At 67.0% G+C, this 15,109-nt stretch carries 11 protein-coding genes and 2 pseudogenes; 12 read left to right on the top strand and 1 reads right to left on the bottom strand.

The window, feature by feature from the left end; translation table 11 throughout:
• Window positions 1-209 precede the first annotated feature (209 nt).
• The 5 genes and pseudogenes from AC3WXD_RS32175 to AC3WXD_RS32155 all read left to right on the top strand — a co-directional run.
• Window positions 210-1,625: a 3-hydroxylaminophenol mutase gene (locus AC3WXD_RS32175; RefSeq protein WP_029044310.1), complete on the top strand. Its 1,416-nt coding sequence runs from the start codon at window positions 210-212 to the stop codon at window positions 1,623-1,625.
• 133 nt (window positions 1,626-1,758) lie between these two features.
• The gene (locus tag AC3WXD_RS32170) at window positions 1,759-2,322 is read left to right on the top strand and encodes a hypothetical protein (protein ID WP_020206351.1); all 564 of its coding nucleotides are present in this window, start codon (window positions 1,759-1,761) and stop codon (window positions 2,320-2,322) included.
• A gap of 4 nt (window positions 2,323-2,326) precedes the next feature.
• Window positions 2,327-3,478: a nitrogen regulation protein NR(II) gene (gene glnL / locus AC3WXD_RS32165; protein ID WP_020206350.1), complete on the top strand. Its 1,152-nt coding sequence runs from the start codon at window positions 2,327-2,329 to the stop codon at window positions 3,476-3,478.
• A gap of 110 nt (window positions 3,479-3,588) precedes the next feature.
• Window positions 3,589-4,726, top strand: a pseudogene (ntrC, locus tag AC3WXD_RS32160) (nitrogen regulation protein NR(I)); the annotation flags it as partial.
• Between the two features lie 158 nt (window positions 4,727-4,884).
• Window positions 4,885-5,127, top strand: a pseudogene (locus AC3WXD_RS32155) (helix-turn-helix domain-containing protein); the annotation flags it as partial.
• A 155-nt stretch (window positions 5,128-5,282) separates the two neighbouring features.
• On the opposite strand, the gene AC3WXD_RS32150 reads toward AC3WXD_RS32155, so the two are convergent.
• Entirely contained in the window at window positions 5,283-6,074 is a 792-nt protein-coding gene (locus AC3WXD_RS32150; RefSeq protein WP_020206348.1) for an HAD-IIB family hydrolase, read from the bottom strand.
• Between the two features lie 177 nt (window positions 6,075-6,251).
• On the opposite strand from AC3WXD_RS32150, the gene ugpB reads away from it, so the two are divergent.
• From ugpB to AC3WXD_RS32115, 7 genes are all read left to right on the top strand, one after another.
• Entirely contained in the window at window positions 6,252-7,568 is a 1,317-nt protein-coding gene (gene ugpB, locus AC3WXD_RS32145; RefSeq protein WP_020206347.1) for a sn-glycerol-3-phosphate ABC transporter substrate-binding protein UgpB, read from the top strand.
• 125 nt (window positions 7,569-7,693) lie between these two features.
• Complete coding sequence (gene ugpA / locus AC3WXD_RS32140) at window positions 7,694-8,575, top strand: sn-glycerol-3-phosphate ABC transporter permease UgpA (RefSeq protein WP_029044307.1); 882 nt, start codon at window positions 7,694-7,696, stop codon at window positions 8,573-8,575.
• 12 nt (window positions 8,576-8,587) lie between these two features.
• Window positions 8,588-9,436 carry a sn-glycerol-3-phosphate ABC transporter permease UgpE gene (ugpE, locus tag AC3WXD_RS32135; protein WP_029044306.1) on the top strand — a complete coding sequence of 283 codons (849 nt, stop codon included), beginning with the start codon at window positions 8,588-8,590 and terminating at the stop codon, window positions 9,434-9,436.
• 117 nt (window positions 9,437-9,553) lie between these two features.
• On the top strand, window positions 9,554-10,657 hold the full coding sequence (locus tag AC3WXD_RS32130) for a sn-glycerol-3-phosphate import ATP-binding protein UgpC (protein ID WP_020206344.1): 1,104 nt from the start codon (window positions 9,554-9,556) through the stop codon (window positions 10,655-10,657).
• 13 nt (window positions 10,658-10,670) lie between these two features.
• On the top strand, window positions 10,671-11,441 hold the full coding sequence (gene ugpQ / locus AC3WXD_RS32125) for a glycerophosphodiester phosphodiesterase (protein WP_454731747.1): 771 nt from the start codon (window positions 10,671-10,673) through the stop codon (window positions 11,439-11,441).
• A 403-nt stretch (window positions 11,442-11,844) separates the two neighbouring features.
• Window positions 11,845-14,700 carry a 2-oxoglutarate dehydrogenase E1 component gene (locus AC3WXD_RS32120; protein ID WP_020206342.1) on the top strand — a complete coding sequence of 952 codons (2,856 nt, stop codon included), beginning with the start codon at window positions 11,845-11,847 and terminating at the stop codon, window positions 14,698-14,700.
• A 153-nt stretch (window positions 14,701-14,853) separates the two neighbouring features.
• Window positions 14,854-15,109 (top strand): biotin/lipoyl-containing protein (locus AC3WXD_RS32115; protein ID WP_492325451.1); only part of this gene is annotated, 256 nt, incomplete at its 3' end.

Genomic DNA, 15,109 nt, shown 5'->3' with positions numbered 1-15,109 from the left:
CGGAAGAGACGCATGCGGCTGCCGGGCTGCACTTTTTTCGGGAACGGGGGTGGAATTGGGGTCTTCCCTTGGCATGCTTTCTGCTAACATTCCTCGTCCCTTTCGCGGCGATCCTCGTGCCGCGCCGATGCCCCCGAGCAAGGCGGCCGGCGCGGAGATCGACGCAAGAATGGCTTTCTAGACTTCAGCCGAATTTCCAGGAGATAGGCATGGCCCACAGCGTTGCAGATGTGATGAAGCTGGTGAAGGAAAACGACGTCAAGTTCGTCGATTTCCGCTTCACCGATACCAAAGGCAAGGAGCAACACGTGTCGGTGCCCGTGTCGCACTTTGACGAAGACAAGTTCGAAAGCGGCCACGCTTTCGACGGCTCGTCGATCGCCGGCTGGAAGGGTATCGAGGCTTCGGACATGCTGCTGATGCCGGATCCGGTTACCGCCAACATCGATCCGTTCTACGAAGAGCCGACGCTGGTGCTGACCTGCGACGTGATCGAGCCGTCGGACGGCAAGGGCTACGACCGCGACCCGCGTTCGATCGCCAAGCGCGCCGAGGCCTACCTGAAGAGCACCGGCCTGGGCGACGCCGCCTACTTCGGTCCGGAACCCGAATTCTTCATCTTCGACGGCGTGACGTGGAACGTCGACATGCAGGGTTGCTCGGTCAAGATCAACTCGGAAGAAGCACCGTGGTCGTCGGGCAAGGAATTCGAGCACGGCAACAGCGGCCACCGTCCGGGCAAGAAGGGCGGCTACTTCCCGGTCGCCCCGATCGACACCTTCCAGGACATCCGTTCGGAAATGTGCCTGATCCTCGAATCGCTCGGCATCCCCGTGGAAGTCCACCACCACGAAGTGGCCGGCCAGGGCCAGAACGAGATCGGCACCAGGTTCAGCACGCTGGTGCAGCGCGCCGACTGGACCCAGCTGCAGAAGTACGTGATCCAGAACGTCGCCCACACCTACGGCAAGACCGCCACCTTCATGCCGAAGCCGGTCGTCGGCGACAACGGCTCGGGCATGCACGTGCACCAGTCCGTGTGGAAGGACGGCCAGAACCTGTTCGCGGGCAACGGCTACGCCGGCCTGTCGGAATTCGCGCTGTACTACATCGGCGGCATCATCAAGCACGCACGCGCGCTGAACGCCATCACCAACCCGGGCACGAACTCGTACAAGCGCCTGGTGCCGGGCTTCGAAGCCCCGGTGAAGCTGGCCTACTCGGCCCGCAACCGCTCGGCCTCGATCCGCATTCCGTATGTCGCGAACCCGAAGGGCCGCCGCATCGAAACGCGCTTCCCCGATCCCCTGTGCAACCCGTACCTGGGCTTCTCGGCGCTGCTGATGGCCGGCCTGGACGGCGTGCAGAACAAGATCCACCCGGGCGAAGCCGCCGACAAGAACCTGTACGACCTGCCGCCGGAAGAGGATGCAAAGATCCCGACCGTCTGCTCGAGCCTCGACCAGGCCCTGGAATACCTCGACAACGACCGCGAGTTCCTGACGCGCGGCGGCGTGTTCTCCAACTCCATGATCGATGCCTACATCGAGCTGAAGATGGAAGAAGTCACCCGCTTCCGCATGACCACGCACCCGGTCGAGTTCGAGATGTACTACTCGCTGTAAGGCGGGACGTTGCCAGGTTGTGACCGGGCAACAGTTGCACCAGGAAGGGGCGGCCTCGGCTGTCCCTTTTTGTTTTGATGCCTGCATTGATGGCTAGAATGAGGCTCCTTTCCCACCTCCCTTGCTGAAATCAATGGACGCGCTCGATTCCCTGCTTTCCTCGCTCCGGTCCGTGCCCCGCTTCGGTGCCCGCTGGCACGCATCGGCGGCGTTGTGCGCCATGTTGGCGCTGGCGCTGCTCGGCTGGAGCCGGCCGGCGCCGGCGCAGTCGGGTGACATCTACCTGTGCACCGGCGCCAACGGCGTGCCGGAGTACCGCAACGGCAGCGGCGGCAAGAACTGCAAGCGGCTCAGCCTGCCCGAGGTCACTACCGTGCCGGGCACGCGCGTGTCCGGCGGCGGCGCCAGGGGCGGCGCGCCGGCCGCCGCGCCGGCGGCGTTCCCGCGCGTGGACAGCGCCACGCAGAAGAGCCGCGACGGCGAGCGCCGCGCCGTGCTCGAGCAGGAGCTGCAGAGCGAGGAAGCCAAGCTGGCCGCGCTGCGCGCCGAGTACAACGACGGCCAGCCGGAGCGCCAGGGCAACGAGCGCAACTACCAGAAGTATCTCGACCGCACCGCCACGCTGCGCGACGACATCGCGCGCGGCGAGGCCAACGCCGCATCGCTGCGGCGCGAACTCTCCAACCTGAAGGACTAGTCTCATGCGTCGCCTGATCCGCAGCGTCTCCCGCAAAGTGGCTTCGGCCGGAGCCGGCAACCCGCCCGAGGGCGAAGCCGTGGTGCTGCCCCTGGGCGACGTGTCCTACCACCAGGGCCTCGACGTCATCGCCAACCCGGTGTTGCTGGTGCGCCAGCCGGGCATGCGCGTGGTCTACGCCAATCCGGCCGCCGAGGCCAGCTTCGCGCTGTCGCGCAAGGCGATGCTGGAGCTGTCGCTGGGCGACCTGTTCGGCGCCTCGGAGGAGCTCGACAGCATGATCGACACGGTGCTGTCGCGCCAGTTCGACGCGCGCCGGCAGGACGTGGTGCTGCACCCGCCGCTGCAGGAGCCGATGCACGTGCACGTGGTGATCGGCGCGCTCGAAGCCAATCCCGACACCGTGCTGGTGGAGATGCTGCCCAACGAGCAGAAGGTGCGCAGCGACCGCGAGGAGCGCATCCTCGACCTGACCTCGGCCAACAAGGAGCTGATCCGCAATCTCGCCCACGAGATCAAGAACCCGCTCGGCGGCATCCGCGGCGCGGCGCAGTTGCTGGAGTTCGAGCTGCCGGACCGCTCGCTGCGCGAGTACACCCAGGTCATCATCAAGGAGTCGGACCGCCTGCAGACGCTGGTGGACCGGCTGCTGGAGCCGCACCGCCACCCGCACATCGTGTCCGACCTCAACATCCACGAGGTGCTGGAGCGCGTGCGCTCGGTGGTGCTGGCCGAATTCCCCACGGGGCTGGACATCGTGCGCGACTACGACGCCAGCCTGCCCGACCTGCGCGGCGACATGGAGCAGTTGATCCAGGCCGTGCTCAACATCGTCCACAACGCCGCGCAGGCGCTCGCCGAGCGCATCGCGCGCGGCGACGCGCAGATCGTGCTGCGCACGCGGGTGGCCCGCCAGGTGACGATTGCCAAGCGTTTGTTCAAGCTGGCATTGGACTTGCATGTCATCGATAACGGTCCGGGCATCCCCGAGGATATTCGCGAACGCATCTTCTATCCGCTGGTGTCGGGTAGGGACGGCGGCAGCGGCCTCGGTCTCACACTCGCTCAAACCTTCGTGCAGCAGCACGAGGGCTTGATCGAATGCGAGAGCCGGCCTGGCTGTACCGACTTCCGTATCCTGCTGCCCCTGCATTGACCCGGCGCCGGCAAGCGGCCTTGCCACAACGATTGCTGCCGACCGGCCCCGCCGGCGGCGCGCACGCAGGATCGGAAGACCAAATGACACCGAGCAGACAAGCGACGCACATGAAGCCGATCTGGATAGTCGACGACGATCAATCAATCCGCTGGGTTCTTGAGAAAGCCCTTGCCCGTGAAAGCCTGCTCTCGCGCAGCTTTACCAACGTGCGCGATGTTCTCGCCGCGCTGGAAGACGACGAGCCGCAAGTCCTGATCTCCGATATCCGCATGCCCGGCGGTTCCGGCCTGGATCTGCTGCAGGCGCTCAAGGCGCGCCATCCGGGGCTGCCCGTCATCGTGATGACGGCCTACTCCGACCTCGACAGCGCGGTGGCGGCGTTCCAGGGCGGCGCCTTCGAATACCTGGCCAAGCCGTTCGACGTGGACAAGGCGGTCGAGCTGATCCGCCGCGCGCTGCAGGAAAGCCTGCGCGAGGAGGAGATGGAAGACCGCCTGGTCGACGCGCCCGAGATTCTCGGCCAGGCGCCGGCCATGCAGGACGTGTTCCGCGCCATCGGCCGCCTGTCGCAGTCCAACGTGACCGTGCTGATCACCGGCGAGTCCGGCACCGGCAAGGAACTGGTGGCGCAGGCGCTGCACAAGCACAGCCCGCGCGCCAACGGCCCGTTCATCGCGCTGAACACCGCGGCCATCCCCAAGGACCTGCTCGAATCCGAGCTGTTCGGCCACGAGCGCGGCGCCTTCACCGGCGCGCAGACCATGCGCCGCGGCCGCTTCGAGCAGGCCGAGGGCGGCACGCTGTTCCTCGACGAAATCGGCGACATGCCGTTCGACCTGCAGACGCGCCTGCTGCGCGTGCTGTCCGACGGCAATTTCTACCGCGTGGGCGGCCACAATCCGCTGCGCGCCAACGTGCGCGTGATCGCCGCTACCCACCAGAACCTGGAGACGCGCGTCAAGGAAGGGCTGTTCCGCGAGGACTTGTTCCACCGCCTCAACGTGATCCGCCTGCGCCTGCCGCCGCTGCGCGAGCGGCCCGAGGACATCACGCTGCTGGCGCGCCATTTCCTGCAGAAGAGCGCCAAGGAACTGGGCGTGGAGCCCAAGCGCATGTCGGACGAGGCGCTGGCCTACGTCAGCACGCTGCCGTTCCCCGGCAACGTGCGCCAGCTCGAGAACCTGTGCAACTGGCTGACCGTGATGGCGCCGGCCCAGACCATCGAGGTCAAGGACCTGCCGCGCGAGATGATCGGCGGCGGCTCGGGCAGCAACGGCACCGGCACGGCGAGCGGCATCGCGCGGGCGCCGGAGGCGCGCGACGACACCGACGGTCACGACGCGGTGGACTACGGCGCCGCGCCGAGCGTCATCACCACCGAGCCGGACGGCGCGCTGTCCTTTGCCGGCCGCGTCGCGTCGGCCGGCGCGATGGCGGGCTGGGAAAACCTGCTGGCCGGCGAGGCGCGCGCGATGCTCGAATCGGGCCAGCCGGAGGTGATGGACGCGCTCACGCGCCGCTTCGAGAAGGCGGTGCTGGAGGCGGCGCTGGGCGTGACGCGCGGGCGCCGGGTCGAGGCGGCCACGCGCCTGGGCATCGGGCGCAATACGATCACGCGCAAGCTGCAGGAGCTGGGCTTCGACTGAGCCGCGGGCCGGCTGCGCGCCGGGCCGCGGGAAAAGAGGCGGGCGGGCCGGGCGCCGATCCGACAGGATCGGCCTCCGGCCCGCCCGTTTCGCTTGTCTTGCTTGTTTCGCCTGGCTTGTTTCGCCCGGCTTGTCTCGTCTGCCGCGCCGGCGCGTCAGCCGCGCGCGGCCAGCAGCAGCTCCGCCATCTCGGCGAAGCCTTCCCCGCCGGCGGCGGCGGTCACGTAGGCGGGCAGGGCGGGCAGCTGCGGCAGGATGTCGCGGATATTGGCCACGCCGACCGACAGCGGGAAGTGCGCGAACATGGTGGCGTCGTTGGCCGAGTCGCCGATGAACAGCCACTGGTCGCGCTCGGCGTCGAGGTCCGCGCCCAGCAGCTCGGCCGCGCACAGCCGGCTCATGCTGAGCTTGTCGTGCGCGCCGAACCAGCCGTTGACGTGGATCGAGCTGACCGTGGCCGTCATGCCGGCCGCGCGCATCAGCGCCACGATCCGCGCCACTTCCGAGGCGGGCAGCGGCGCGACGTCCTCGGCGTGGTCGATGGCAAGGTCGGCGGCGTGCCAGGCCTGGTCGGAGGCCAGCGCGCAGCCCGGCACCGCCTGCACGATGTGCTGGCCGAGCGCGTGGATGCGCGCGAGGTTGGCGGCGCGCGTGGCGGCGTCGTCCAGGTAGCGCGTCGCCAGCTTGCCGGCGCGCAGGTGGGAATAGAACGCGCCGTTCTCGCCGATGATGGCGTCCACCGGCCACAGGCGCGTGAGGATCTCGGCCCAGGCGATGCAGCGGCCCGTGACCGGGATCACGTGCAGGCCGGCCTGCCGGAGGCGGTCCAGTGTCAGGTAAGTCGCCGCCGGCAGCCTGCCGTCGGTGGTGAGGGTGCCGTCGATGTCGGTCAGCACGCCGCGAACCCGGCGCAGCGCCGGGGCGGAGAGGGTCTGGATGGCTTGCATGGTGCCGGATTCTACCCTGTCAAGGCATTGGCAAATCGTTGTCATATTATTGTCATTTAGTGGAATTGCCCGGTTCTCCAATCGCGGCCGGCGGGGTAACATCCGGCTGTCATAAAAACTGCATACAGTCGGACGATTTTTGTCCCACGTCGCGATAGAACAACAGGAGAGTTTCCCATGACCATCAAACGTACCGCGCTGACCCTCGCCACCTTCGCCATGCTGGCCGTGGCGGGCTCCGCCCATGCTGCCGTGGAGATCCAGTGGTGGCATTCGATGGAAGGTGCGCTCAACGACAAGGTGAACGCGATCGCCACCGAGTTCAACAACAGCCAGTCCGACTACAAGGTCGTGCCGGTCTACAAGGGCCAGTACGACGAGTCGCTGGCGGCGGGCATCGCGGCCTACCGCTCGGGCAACGCGCCGGCGATCCTGCAGGTGTTCGAGGTGGGCACGGCCACCATGATGAGCGCCAAGGGTGCCATCAAGCCGGTGGCGGCGGTCATGAAGGACGCCGGCGAGAAGTTCGACCCCAAGATCTACATCCCCGCGGTGGCCGGCTACTACACGTCGAACAAGGGCGAGATGCTGTCGTTCCCGTTCAACAGCTCGACCACGATCATGTTCTATAACAAGGACGCCTTCAAGAAGGCCGGGCTGGATCCGAACAAGCCGCCCCTGACGTGGCAGGAAGTGGCGACCGACTCCGCCAAGCTCAAGGCCGCCGGCGTCTCCTGCGGCTACACCACCGACTGGCAGTCGTGGGTGCACCTGGAGAGCTTCTCGGCCTGGCACAACACGCTGTTCGCCACCGAGAACAACGGCTTCGGCGGCCCCGGCGCGCGCCTGACGTTCAACTCGCCGCTGCACGTCAAGCACATCGCCAACCTGCTCGACATGCAGCAGAAGGGCTACTTCGTCTACGGCGGCCGCAAGGACGAGCCCAAGGCCAAGTTCATCGCCGGCCAGTGCGCGATGCTGACCGCCTCCTCGGCGGCGCTGGCCAACATCCGCAAGAACGCCAAGTTCGACTTCGCCGCGGCGCAGCTGCCCTACGAGCAGGGCGTGCCCGGCGCGCCGCAGAACACCATCATCGGCGGCGCGTCGCTGTGGGTGATGGGCGGCAAGAAGCCCGCGGAATACAAGGGCGTGGCCAAGTTCTTCACGTTCCTGTCGCGCCCCGAGGTGCAGGCCGACTGGCACCAGTCGACCGGCTACCTGCCCGTGACCACGGCGGCCTACGAGCTGACCAAGAAGTCCGGCTTCTACGACAAGAACCCGGGCGCCGACGTCGCGGTCAAGCAGATGATCGTCAAGACCACCGACAAGTCGCGCGGCATCCGCCTGGGCAACTTCCCGCAGATCCGCACCGTGATCGACGAAGAGCTCGAAGCCGTGTGGACCGGCAAGAAGCAGCCCAAGGAGGCGCTGGACTCGGCCGTGGCGCGCGGCAACGAACTGCTCGAGCGCTTCCAGAAGACGGCCCGCGAGTGAGCGCCTGAGGTATCGGGTGGATGGACGGCGGAGGCATTGCCTCCGTCTTTGGTTTGGGCGGCCCGCCAGGGCCGCGGTGTTCCCGACGGATGACTCCCCGCCCGTGGCGGCGGTCTGGATACGTGATGGAAAAACGGGTCGTATTCCAATCTTCATGGTTGCCTTATCTGCTGGTGCTGCCGCAGATGGCGATCACGCTGGTGTTCTTCTTCTGGCCCGCGGGGCAGGCCCTGTACCAGTCGGTGCTGCGGCAGGATGCGTTCGGCATCGACCTGCAGTTCGTCGGCCTGGAGAACTTCAGGGACCTGTTCGGCGACGCGCAGTACCTGAATTCCTTCCGCGTGACGGCGGTGTTCGCCGTCGGCGTGACGCTGGTCGGGCTCTCGGTGTCGCTGCTGCTCGCGTATTTCGCCGACCGCGTGGTGCGCGGCGCGAGCGGCTACAAGCTGCTGCTGATCTGGCCGTATGCGGTGGCGCCGGCGGTGGCGGGGGTGCTGTGGATGTTCCTGTTCAATCCGACGCTGGGCGTGGTGTCCTATGCCCTGCACGCGTTCGGCGTGAACTGGGACTTCCTGCTCAACAGCAACCAGGCCATGCTGCTGGTGGTGCTGATCGCGGCGTGGAAGCAGATCAGCTACAACTTCCTGTTCTTCCTGGCGGGGCTGCAGAGCATCCCCAAGCCGCTGATCGAGGCCGCCGCCATCGACGGCGCGGGCCCGTGGCGGCGCTTCTGGTCGATCGTGTTCCCGCTGCTGTCGCCGACCACGTTCTTCCTGATGGTCATCAACGTGGTCTACGCGTTCTTCGACACCTTCGCCATCATCGACGCGGTGACGCACGGCGGCCCCGTGAACGCCACCAACACGCTGGTGTACAAGGTCTACCAGGACGGCTTCCGCGGGCTCGACATCGGCGGCTCGGCCGCGCAGTCCGTCGTGCTGATGGGGATCGTGATGGTCCTCACGGTGGTGCAGTTCCACTATGTGGAACGCAAGGTGCAGTACTGAGGGATTGCTGACATGGTAGAACGACGCCCTTTTCTCGATTTTCTTTCGCATCTCGTGCTGGTGCTCGGCGTGCTGGTGGTGGCCTTTCCGGTCTACGTGACCTTCGTCGCCTCGACGCTGACCGCCGACGAGGTGCTGCAGGCACCCATGACGCTGCTGCCGGGCAGCCACCTGCTGGAGAACTACCGCACGGTGCTGGCCGATGGCGTGGGCAATGCCGCCTCGCCGGTCTCGACGATGATGCTCAACAGCCTGATCATGGCGCTGGGCATCGCGCTGGGCAAGATCGCGATCTCCATCATCTCGGCCTTCGCGGTGGTGTACTTCCGCTTCCCGCTGCGCAAGCTGTTCTTCTGGATGATCTTCATGACGCTGATGCTGCCGGTGGAGGTGCGCATCCTGCCGACCTACAAGGTGGTGTCGGACCTCGGCATGCTCGACAGCTACTTCGGCCTGACCATCCCGATCATCGCCTCGGCCACCGCGACCTTCCTGTTCCGCCAGTTCTTCCTGACCATCCCGGACGAACTGGCCGAGGCCGCGCGCATCGACGGCGCCGGGCCGCTGCGCTTCTTCCGGGACGTGGTGCTGCCGCTGTCCCGGACCAGCATCGCGGCGCTGTTCGTGATCCAGTTCATCTACGGCTGGAACCAGTACCTGTGGCCGCTGCTGATCACCACGCAGAAGTCGATGACGCCGGTGGTGGTGGGCGTGACGCAGATGATCTCGCGCTCGGGCGACGCCGCCACCGACTGGAACCTGGTGATGGCCACCGTGATGCTGGCCATGATCCCGCCGGCGCTGGTGGTGATGCTGATGCAGAAGTGGTTCGTCAAGGGCCTGGTCGAGACCGAGAAATAAGCGGGCGGGCAGGGCGGGGCGCGGGAACGCGCCAGCCATGCCCGATAGCGGACGAGCGGCGCGCAACCGGCGCGCCGCCGCGAACAAGCAGCGCACACGCAGCAGGAAAGAATCGCAATGGCAAAACTGTCGCTTCGCAACGTACAGAAAACCTACGCCGGCAACGTCAAGGTCGTGCACGGCATCGACATGGAGATCGCCGACGGCGAGTTCATCGTCATCGTCGGCCCCTCGGGCTGCGGCAAGTCCACCCTGCTGCGCATGGTGGCCGGGCTCGAGGCCATCAGCGGCGGCGAGGTCCACATCGGCGACAAGGTCGTCAACAAGCTCGAGCCGGCCGAGCGGGACATCGCGATGGTGTTCCAGAACTACGCGCTCTATCCGCACATGAGCGTCTACGACAACATGGCCTACGGGCTCAAGATCCGCGGCATGGCCAAGGCCGAGATCGAGCAGCGCGTGCGCCATGCCGCCGGCATCCTGGAGCTGGCGCCGCTGCTCGAGCGCAAGCCGCGCCAGTTGTCGGGCGGCCAGCGCCAGCGCGTGGCGATGGGCCGCGCCATCGTGCGCGAGCCGGCGGTGTTCCTGTTCGACGAGCCGCTCTCCAACCTCGACGCCAAGCTGCGCGTGCAGATGCGGCTGGAGCTCAAGGAGCTGCACCGCCGCCTGCGCACCACCAGCATGTACGTGACGCACGACCAGGTCGAGGCCATGACGCTGGCCGACCGCATGATGGTGCTCAACGGCGGCCGCGTGGAGCAGATCGGCACGCCGTTGGAAGTCTACGCGCGCCCGGCCAGCACCTTCGTGGCGGGCTTCATCGGCTCGCCGCCGATGAACCTGGTGCCGGTGGCGCGCCTCAACGGCGGCGGCGAGGCGCAGATGCGCGTGGAGCCGAAGGAGGGCGCCCCGGCGCAGCCCGAGGCCACGCTCGGCCACCTGCCGATGGGCCTGCACCTGCCGCAGCGCGCGCTGCTGGGCCTGCGCCCGGAGCACATCGAGCCGTGCGCGGCGGCCGAGGCCATCGCCGAGATCGACGTGCGCCTGGTCGAGGCGCTCGGCGCGGACTCGTTCGCCTACGGCACGCTCGGCGGCCAGCCGGTGGTGGTGCGGCTGGACAGCAGCATGCAGGTGCGCGGCGGCGACCGCCTGCCGGTCACGGCCTCGGCCGATCACCTGCATTTCTTCGATACCGAGACCGGCAAGCGCATCGACGCCTGAAGGAGCCCGCGCCATGACCCAGACCACGCCCGCGCCCGCAGCCCTCGCCGCCTGGCCCTATCCGCGCCACGTCGCCCACCGCGGCGCCGGCAAACTGGCGCCCGAGAACACGCTGGCGGCATTCCGCCACGGCGCCGGGTTCGGCTACCGCATGTTCGAGTTCGACGTGAAGCTGTCCGGCGACGGCCGCGCCGTGCTGCTGCACGACGCCATGCTGGAGCGCACCACCAGCGGCCACGGCCGCATCGACGCGCTCACGCTGGGCGAGCTGGCCACGCTCGACGCCGGCAGCTGGCACAGCCCGGTGTACGCCGGCGAGCCGATTCCCACGCTGGCCGCCATCGCGCGCTATACGCGCGCCAACGGCCTGCACGCCAACATCGAGATCAAGCCGGTGCCCGGCGCGGAATGGCGCACCGGCGCGGCGGTGGCGCTGGACGCGCTGGCGCTGTGGGCCGGCAGCGAGGTGCCGCCGCTGCTGTCGTCGTTCTCCGAGACCGCGCTGGAAGCCGCCCGCGAAGCCGCGCCGGCGCTGCCGCGCGCGCTGCTGCTGGACAAGCTGCCGCCCGACTGGCTGGCGCGGCTGCGCCGGCTGGACTGCGTGGCGCTCGATGCGAACCATCGCGAGCTCACCGCGGAAGTGATTGAGACGGCGCACGCGGCCGGATTTCGCGTGGCCTGCTACACGGTCAACGATCCGGCACGCGCGGCCGAGCTGCTGGGCTGGGGGCTCGATTCGCTGATCACCGACGCGGTCGACCGGATCGCGCCCGACCCGGCCTGATGCGACTTGATGCGACTTGATGCGGCGCGATGCGCCCTGGCGCCCGCCGCGGCAGGGGGCCGGCGCATCGCGCGCGCGGCCCCGCGAGGCGCGCCAATGCGCCCGCGCCGGCCCCGGCGCGGGCGTTGTTGCAAATGCGTTCCGCAATACGAAAAGACCCCGGCGGCTTCCGGCAAACGTGCTATTCTTATGCGCAGTGAAGACTTAGGTCCTTCCCCGCACAACTTGCCCTTGCAGGGCAATCGCAGCGCTGAAAGAACCGGCACCCATCGCGGTGCCGTTTGCATAAGGTGTTCCGGTTGACCTGAAGAGTTGTTTGCAATCCGCTAACCGGTCAAGCCGTGTCGCGGAAGGTTGATGAACCCGCTTTACTCCGGCATTCCCGGAGAATAGTGAGCGCCCCATGATGCAGCAGTATCAAAGCAATTCGTACCTCTTCGGCGGCAACGCGCCCTATGTGGAAGAGCTGTACGAGGCCTACCTCCAGAATCCCACCTCGGTCCCCGACAACTGGCGCGCGTATTTCGACGCGATGCAGAACGTGCCTGCCGTCGACGGCTCCAGCGCGCGCGACATTCCGCATGCGCCGATCGTCGCCTCGTTCGCCGAGCGCGCCAAGGCCGGTCCCATCAGGACCATCGTCGCGTCCGCCGATTCGGACATGGGGCGCAAGCGCGTCGCTGCCACGCAGCTGATCGCCGCCTACCGCAACATCGGTTCGCACTGGGCCGACCTCGACCCGCTCAAGCGCCAGGAGCGTCCGCCCCTGCCGGATCTCGACCCCGCTTTCTACGGCTTCTCCGAAAGCGACCTCGACATCGTCTTCAACGCCAGCAATACCTATTTCGGCAAGGAATCGATGAGCCTGCGCGAGCTGCTCAACAACCTGCGCGAAACGTACTGCAGCAGCATCGGCGCCGAGTTCATGTACATCAGCGACCAGGCGCAGAAGCGCTGGTGGCAGGAGCGCCTGGAAACGACGCGCTCCAAGCCGGTGTTCACGCTCGAGAAGAAGAAGCACGTGCTTGACCGCCTGACCGCGGCCGAAGGCCTGGAACGCTTCCTCCATACCAAGTTCGTCGGCCAGAAGCGCTTCTCGCTGGAAGGCGGCGAATCGTTCATCGCCGCGATGGACGAACTGATCCAGCGCGCCGGCAGCAAGGGCGTGCAGGAAATCGTCATCGGCATGGCCCACCGCGGCCGCCTGAACGTGCTGGTCAACACGCTGGGCAAGATGCCGGCGGACCTGTTCGCCGAGTTCGAAGGCAAGCACGTCGACGACCTGCCGGCCGGCGACGTGAAGTACCACAAGGGCTTCTCCAGCGACGTCTCCACCGAAGGCGGCCCGGTCCACCTGTCGCTGGCGTTCAACCCGTCGCACCTGGAAATCGTCAACCCGGTCGTGGAAGGCTCGGTCAAGGCCCGCCAGGAACGCCGCGGCGAGCCCGCCGGCCATGCCGAAGTGCTGCCGGTGCAGGTGCACGGCGACGCGGCCTTCGCCGGCCAGGGCGTGGTGATGGAAACGCTGAACCTGGCGCAGACCCGCGGCTACGGCACGGGCGGCACGATGCACATCGTGATCAACAACCAGATCGGCTTCACCACCTCCGACCCGCGCGACGCGCGTTCGACGCTGTACTGCACGGACGTGGTCAAGATGATCGAAGCGCCGGTGCTGCACGTCAACGGCGACGATCCCGAAGCCGTGGTGTTCGCCATGCAGCTCGCCGTGGACTTCCGCATGGAGTTCAAGCGCGACGTCGTGGTCGACATCATCTGCTTCCGCAAGCTGGGCCACAACGAGCAGGACACCCCGGCCGTCACCCAGCCGCTGATGTACAAGAAGATCAGCCAGCATCCGGGCACGCGCAAGCTGTACGCCGACAAGCTGGCCGCGCAGAACCTGGTCGGCGCCGACTTCGGCGACGAGCTGGTCAAGGAATACCGCGCCGCGATGGACGCGGGCAAGCACACGGTCGATCCGGTCCTGTCGAACTTCAAGAACAAGTTCGCGGTGGACTGGATGCCGTTCCTGAACCGCAAGTGGACCGACGCCGCCGACACCGCCGTGCCGGTGACCGAGCTCAAGCGCCTGGCCGAACGCATCACCACCATCCCCGAGCACTTCAAGCTGCACACGCTGGTCGAGAAGGTCGTCAAGGACCGCGCCAACATGGGCCGCGGCGACCAGTCGCTGGACTGGGGCATGGGCGAGCACCTGGCTTTCGCCTCGCTGGTGGCCTCGGGCTATCCGGTGCGCATCACCGGCCAGGACGCCGGCCGCGGCACCTTCACCCACCGCCACGCCGTGCTGCATGACCAGAACCGCGAGCGCTGGGATGCCGGCAGCTACGTGCCGCTGCAGAACGTGTCGGAAAACCAGGCACCGTTCACGGTGATCGACTCGGTGCTGTCCGAAGAAGCCGTGCTCGGCTTCGAATACGGCTTCTCGACCGCCGAGCCGAACGCGCTGGTGATCTGGGAAGCCCAGTTCGGCGACTTCGTCAACGGCGCCCAGGTCGTGATCGACCAGTTCATCTCGTCCGGCGAAGTGAAGTGGGGCCGCGCCTCGGGCCTGACGCTGATGCTGCCGCACGGCTACGAAGGCCAGGGTCCGGAACACAGCTCGGCGCGCATCGAGCGCTTCCTGCAGCTGTGCGCGGACCACAACATGCAGGTCTGCCAGCCGACCACCCCGGCCCAGATCTTCCACCTGCTGCGCCGCCAGATGATCCGTCTGTTCCGCAAGCCGCTGGTGATCATGACGCCGAAGTCGCTGCTGCGCAACAAGGATGCGGTTTCGCCGCTGTCCGACCTGGCCAAGGGTCACTTCGAGACGGTCATCCCCGACCACGAAGAACTCAACGCCAGCAAGGTCAAGCGCATCGTCATGTGCTCGGGCAAGGTCTACTACGACCTGGTCAACGCGCGCAAGGAACGCGGCGCCAGCGACACGGCCATCATCCGCCTGGAACAGCTCTATCCGTTCCCGCACAAGGCCGTGGCCGCCGAGCTGAAGAAGTACCCCAACGCCAACGAGATCGTGTGGTGCCAGGACGAACCGCAGAACCAGGGCGCCTGGTTCTTCGTGCAGCACTACATCATGGAAAACATGACCGATGGCCAGAAGCTCGGCTACGCCGGCCGTCCGGCCTCGGCCTCGCCGGCAGTGGGCTACTACGCCAAGCACAACGAGCAACAGAAGGCACTGCTCGAAGCCGCTTTCGTCAAGCTCAAGGGCTTTGTCCTGACCAAATGATCGTGGCCTGAATGGCGGTGCGCGCATCGGGCGCGCGCCGCCTTGTTTTTGCCGCACGCGTGAAGCACATACGAATACCAAAGGAAATAAAAAACCATGGCTATTGTTGACGTCAAGGTCCCCCAACTTTCTGAATCGGTTGCGGAAGCAACCATGCTGAACTGGAAGAAGAAGCCGGGCGAAGCCGTTGCCCAGGACGAAATCCTGATCGAAATCGAGACCGACAAGGTCGTGCTCGAAGTGCCGGCCCCGTCGGCCGGCGTGCTGTCGCAGATCATCCGCAACGACGGCGACACCGTGGTCGCCGACGAAGTGATCGCCAAGATCGACACCGAAGCCACCGCCGGCGCCGCCGCGCCCGCCGCCGCCGCTCCCGCCCCGGCCGCCGCCCCGGCACCCGCCGCCGCGC

The organism is Cupriavidus sp. FW216-B1 (genome assembly GCF_058789195.1).
This window is presented reverse-complemented; position numbering and strand designations above follow the sequence as displayed.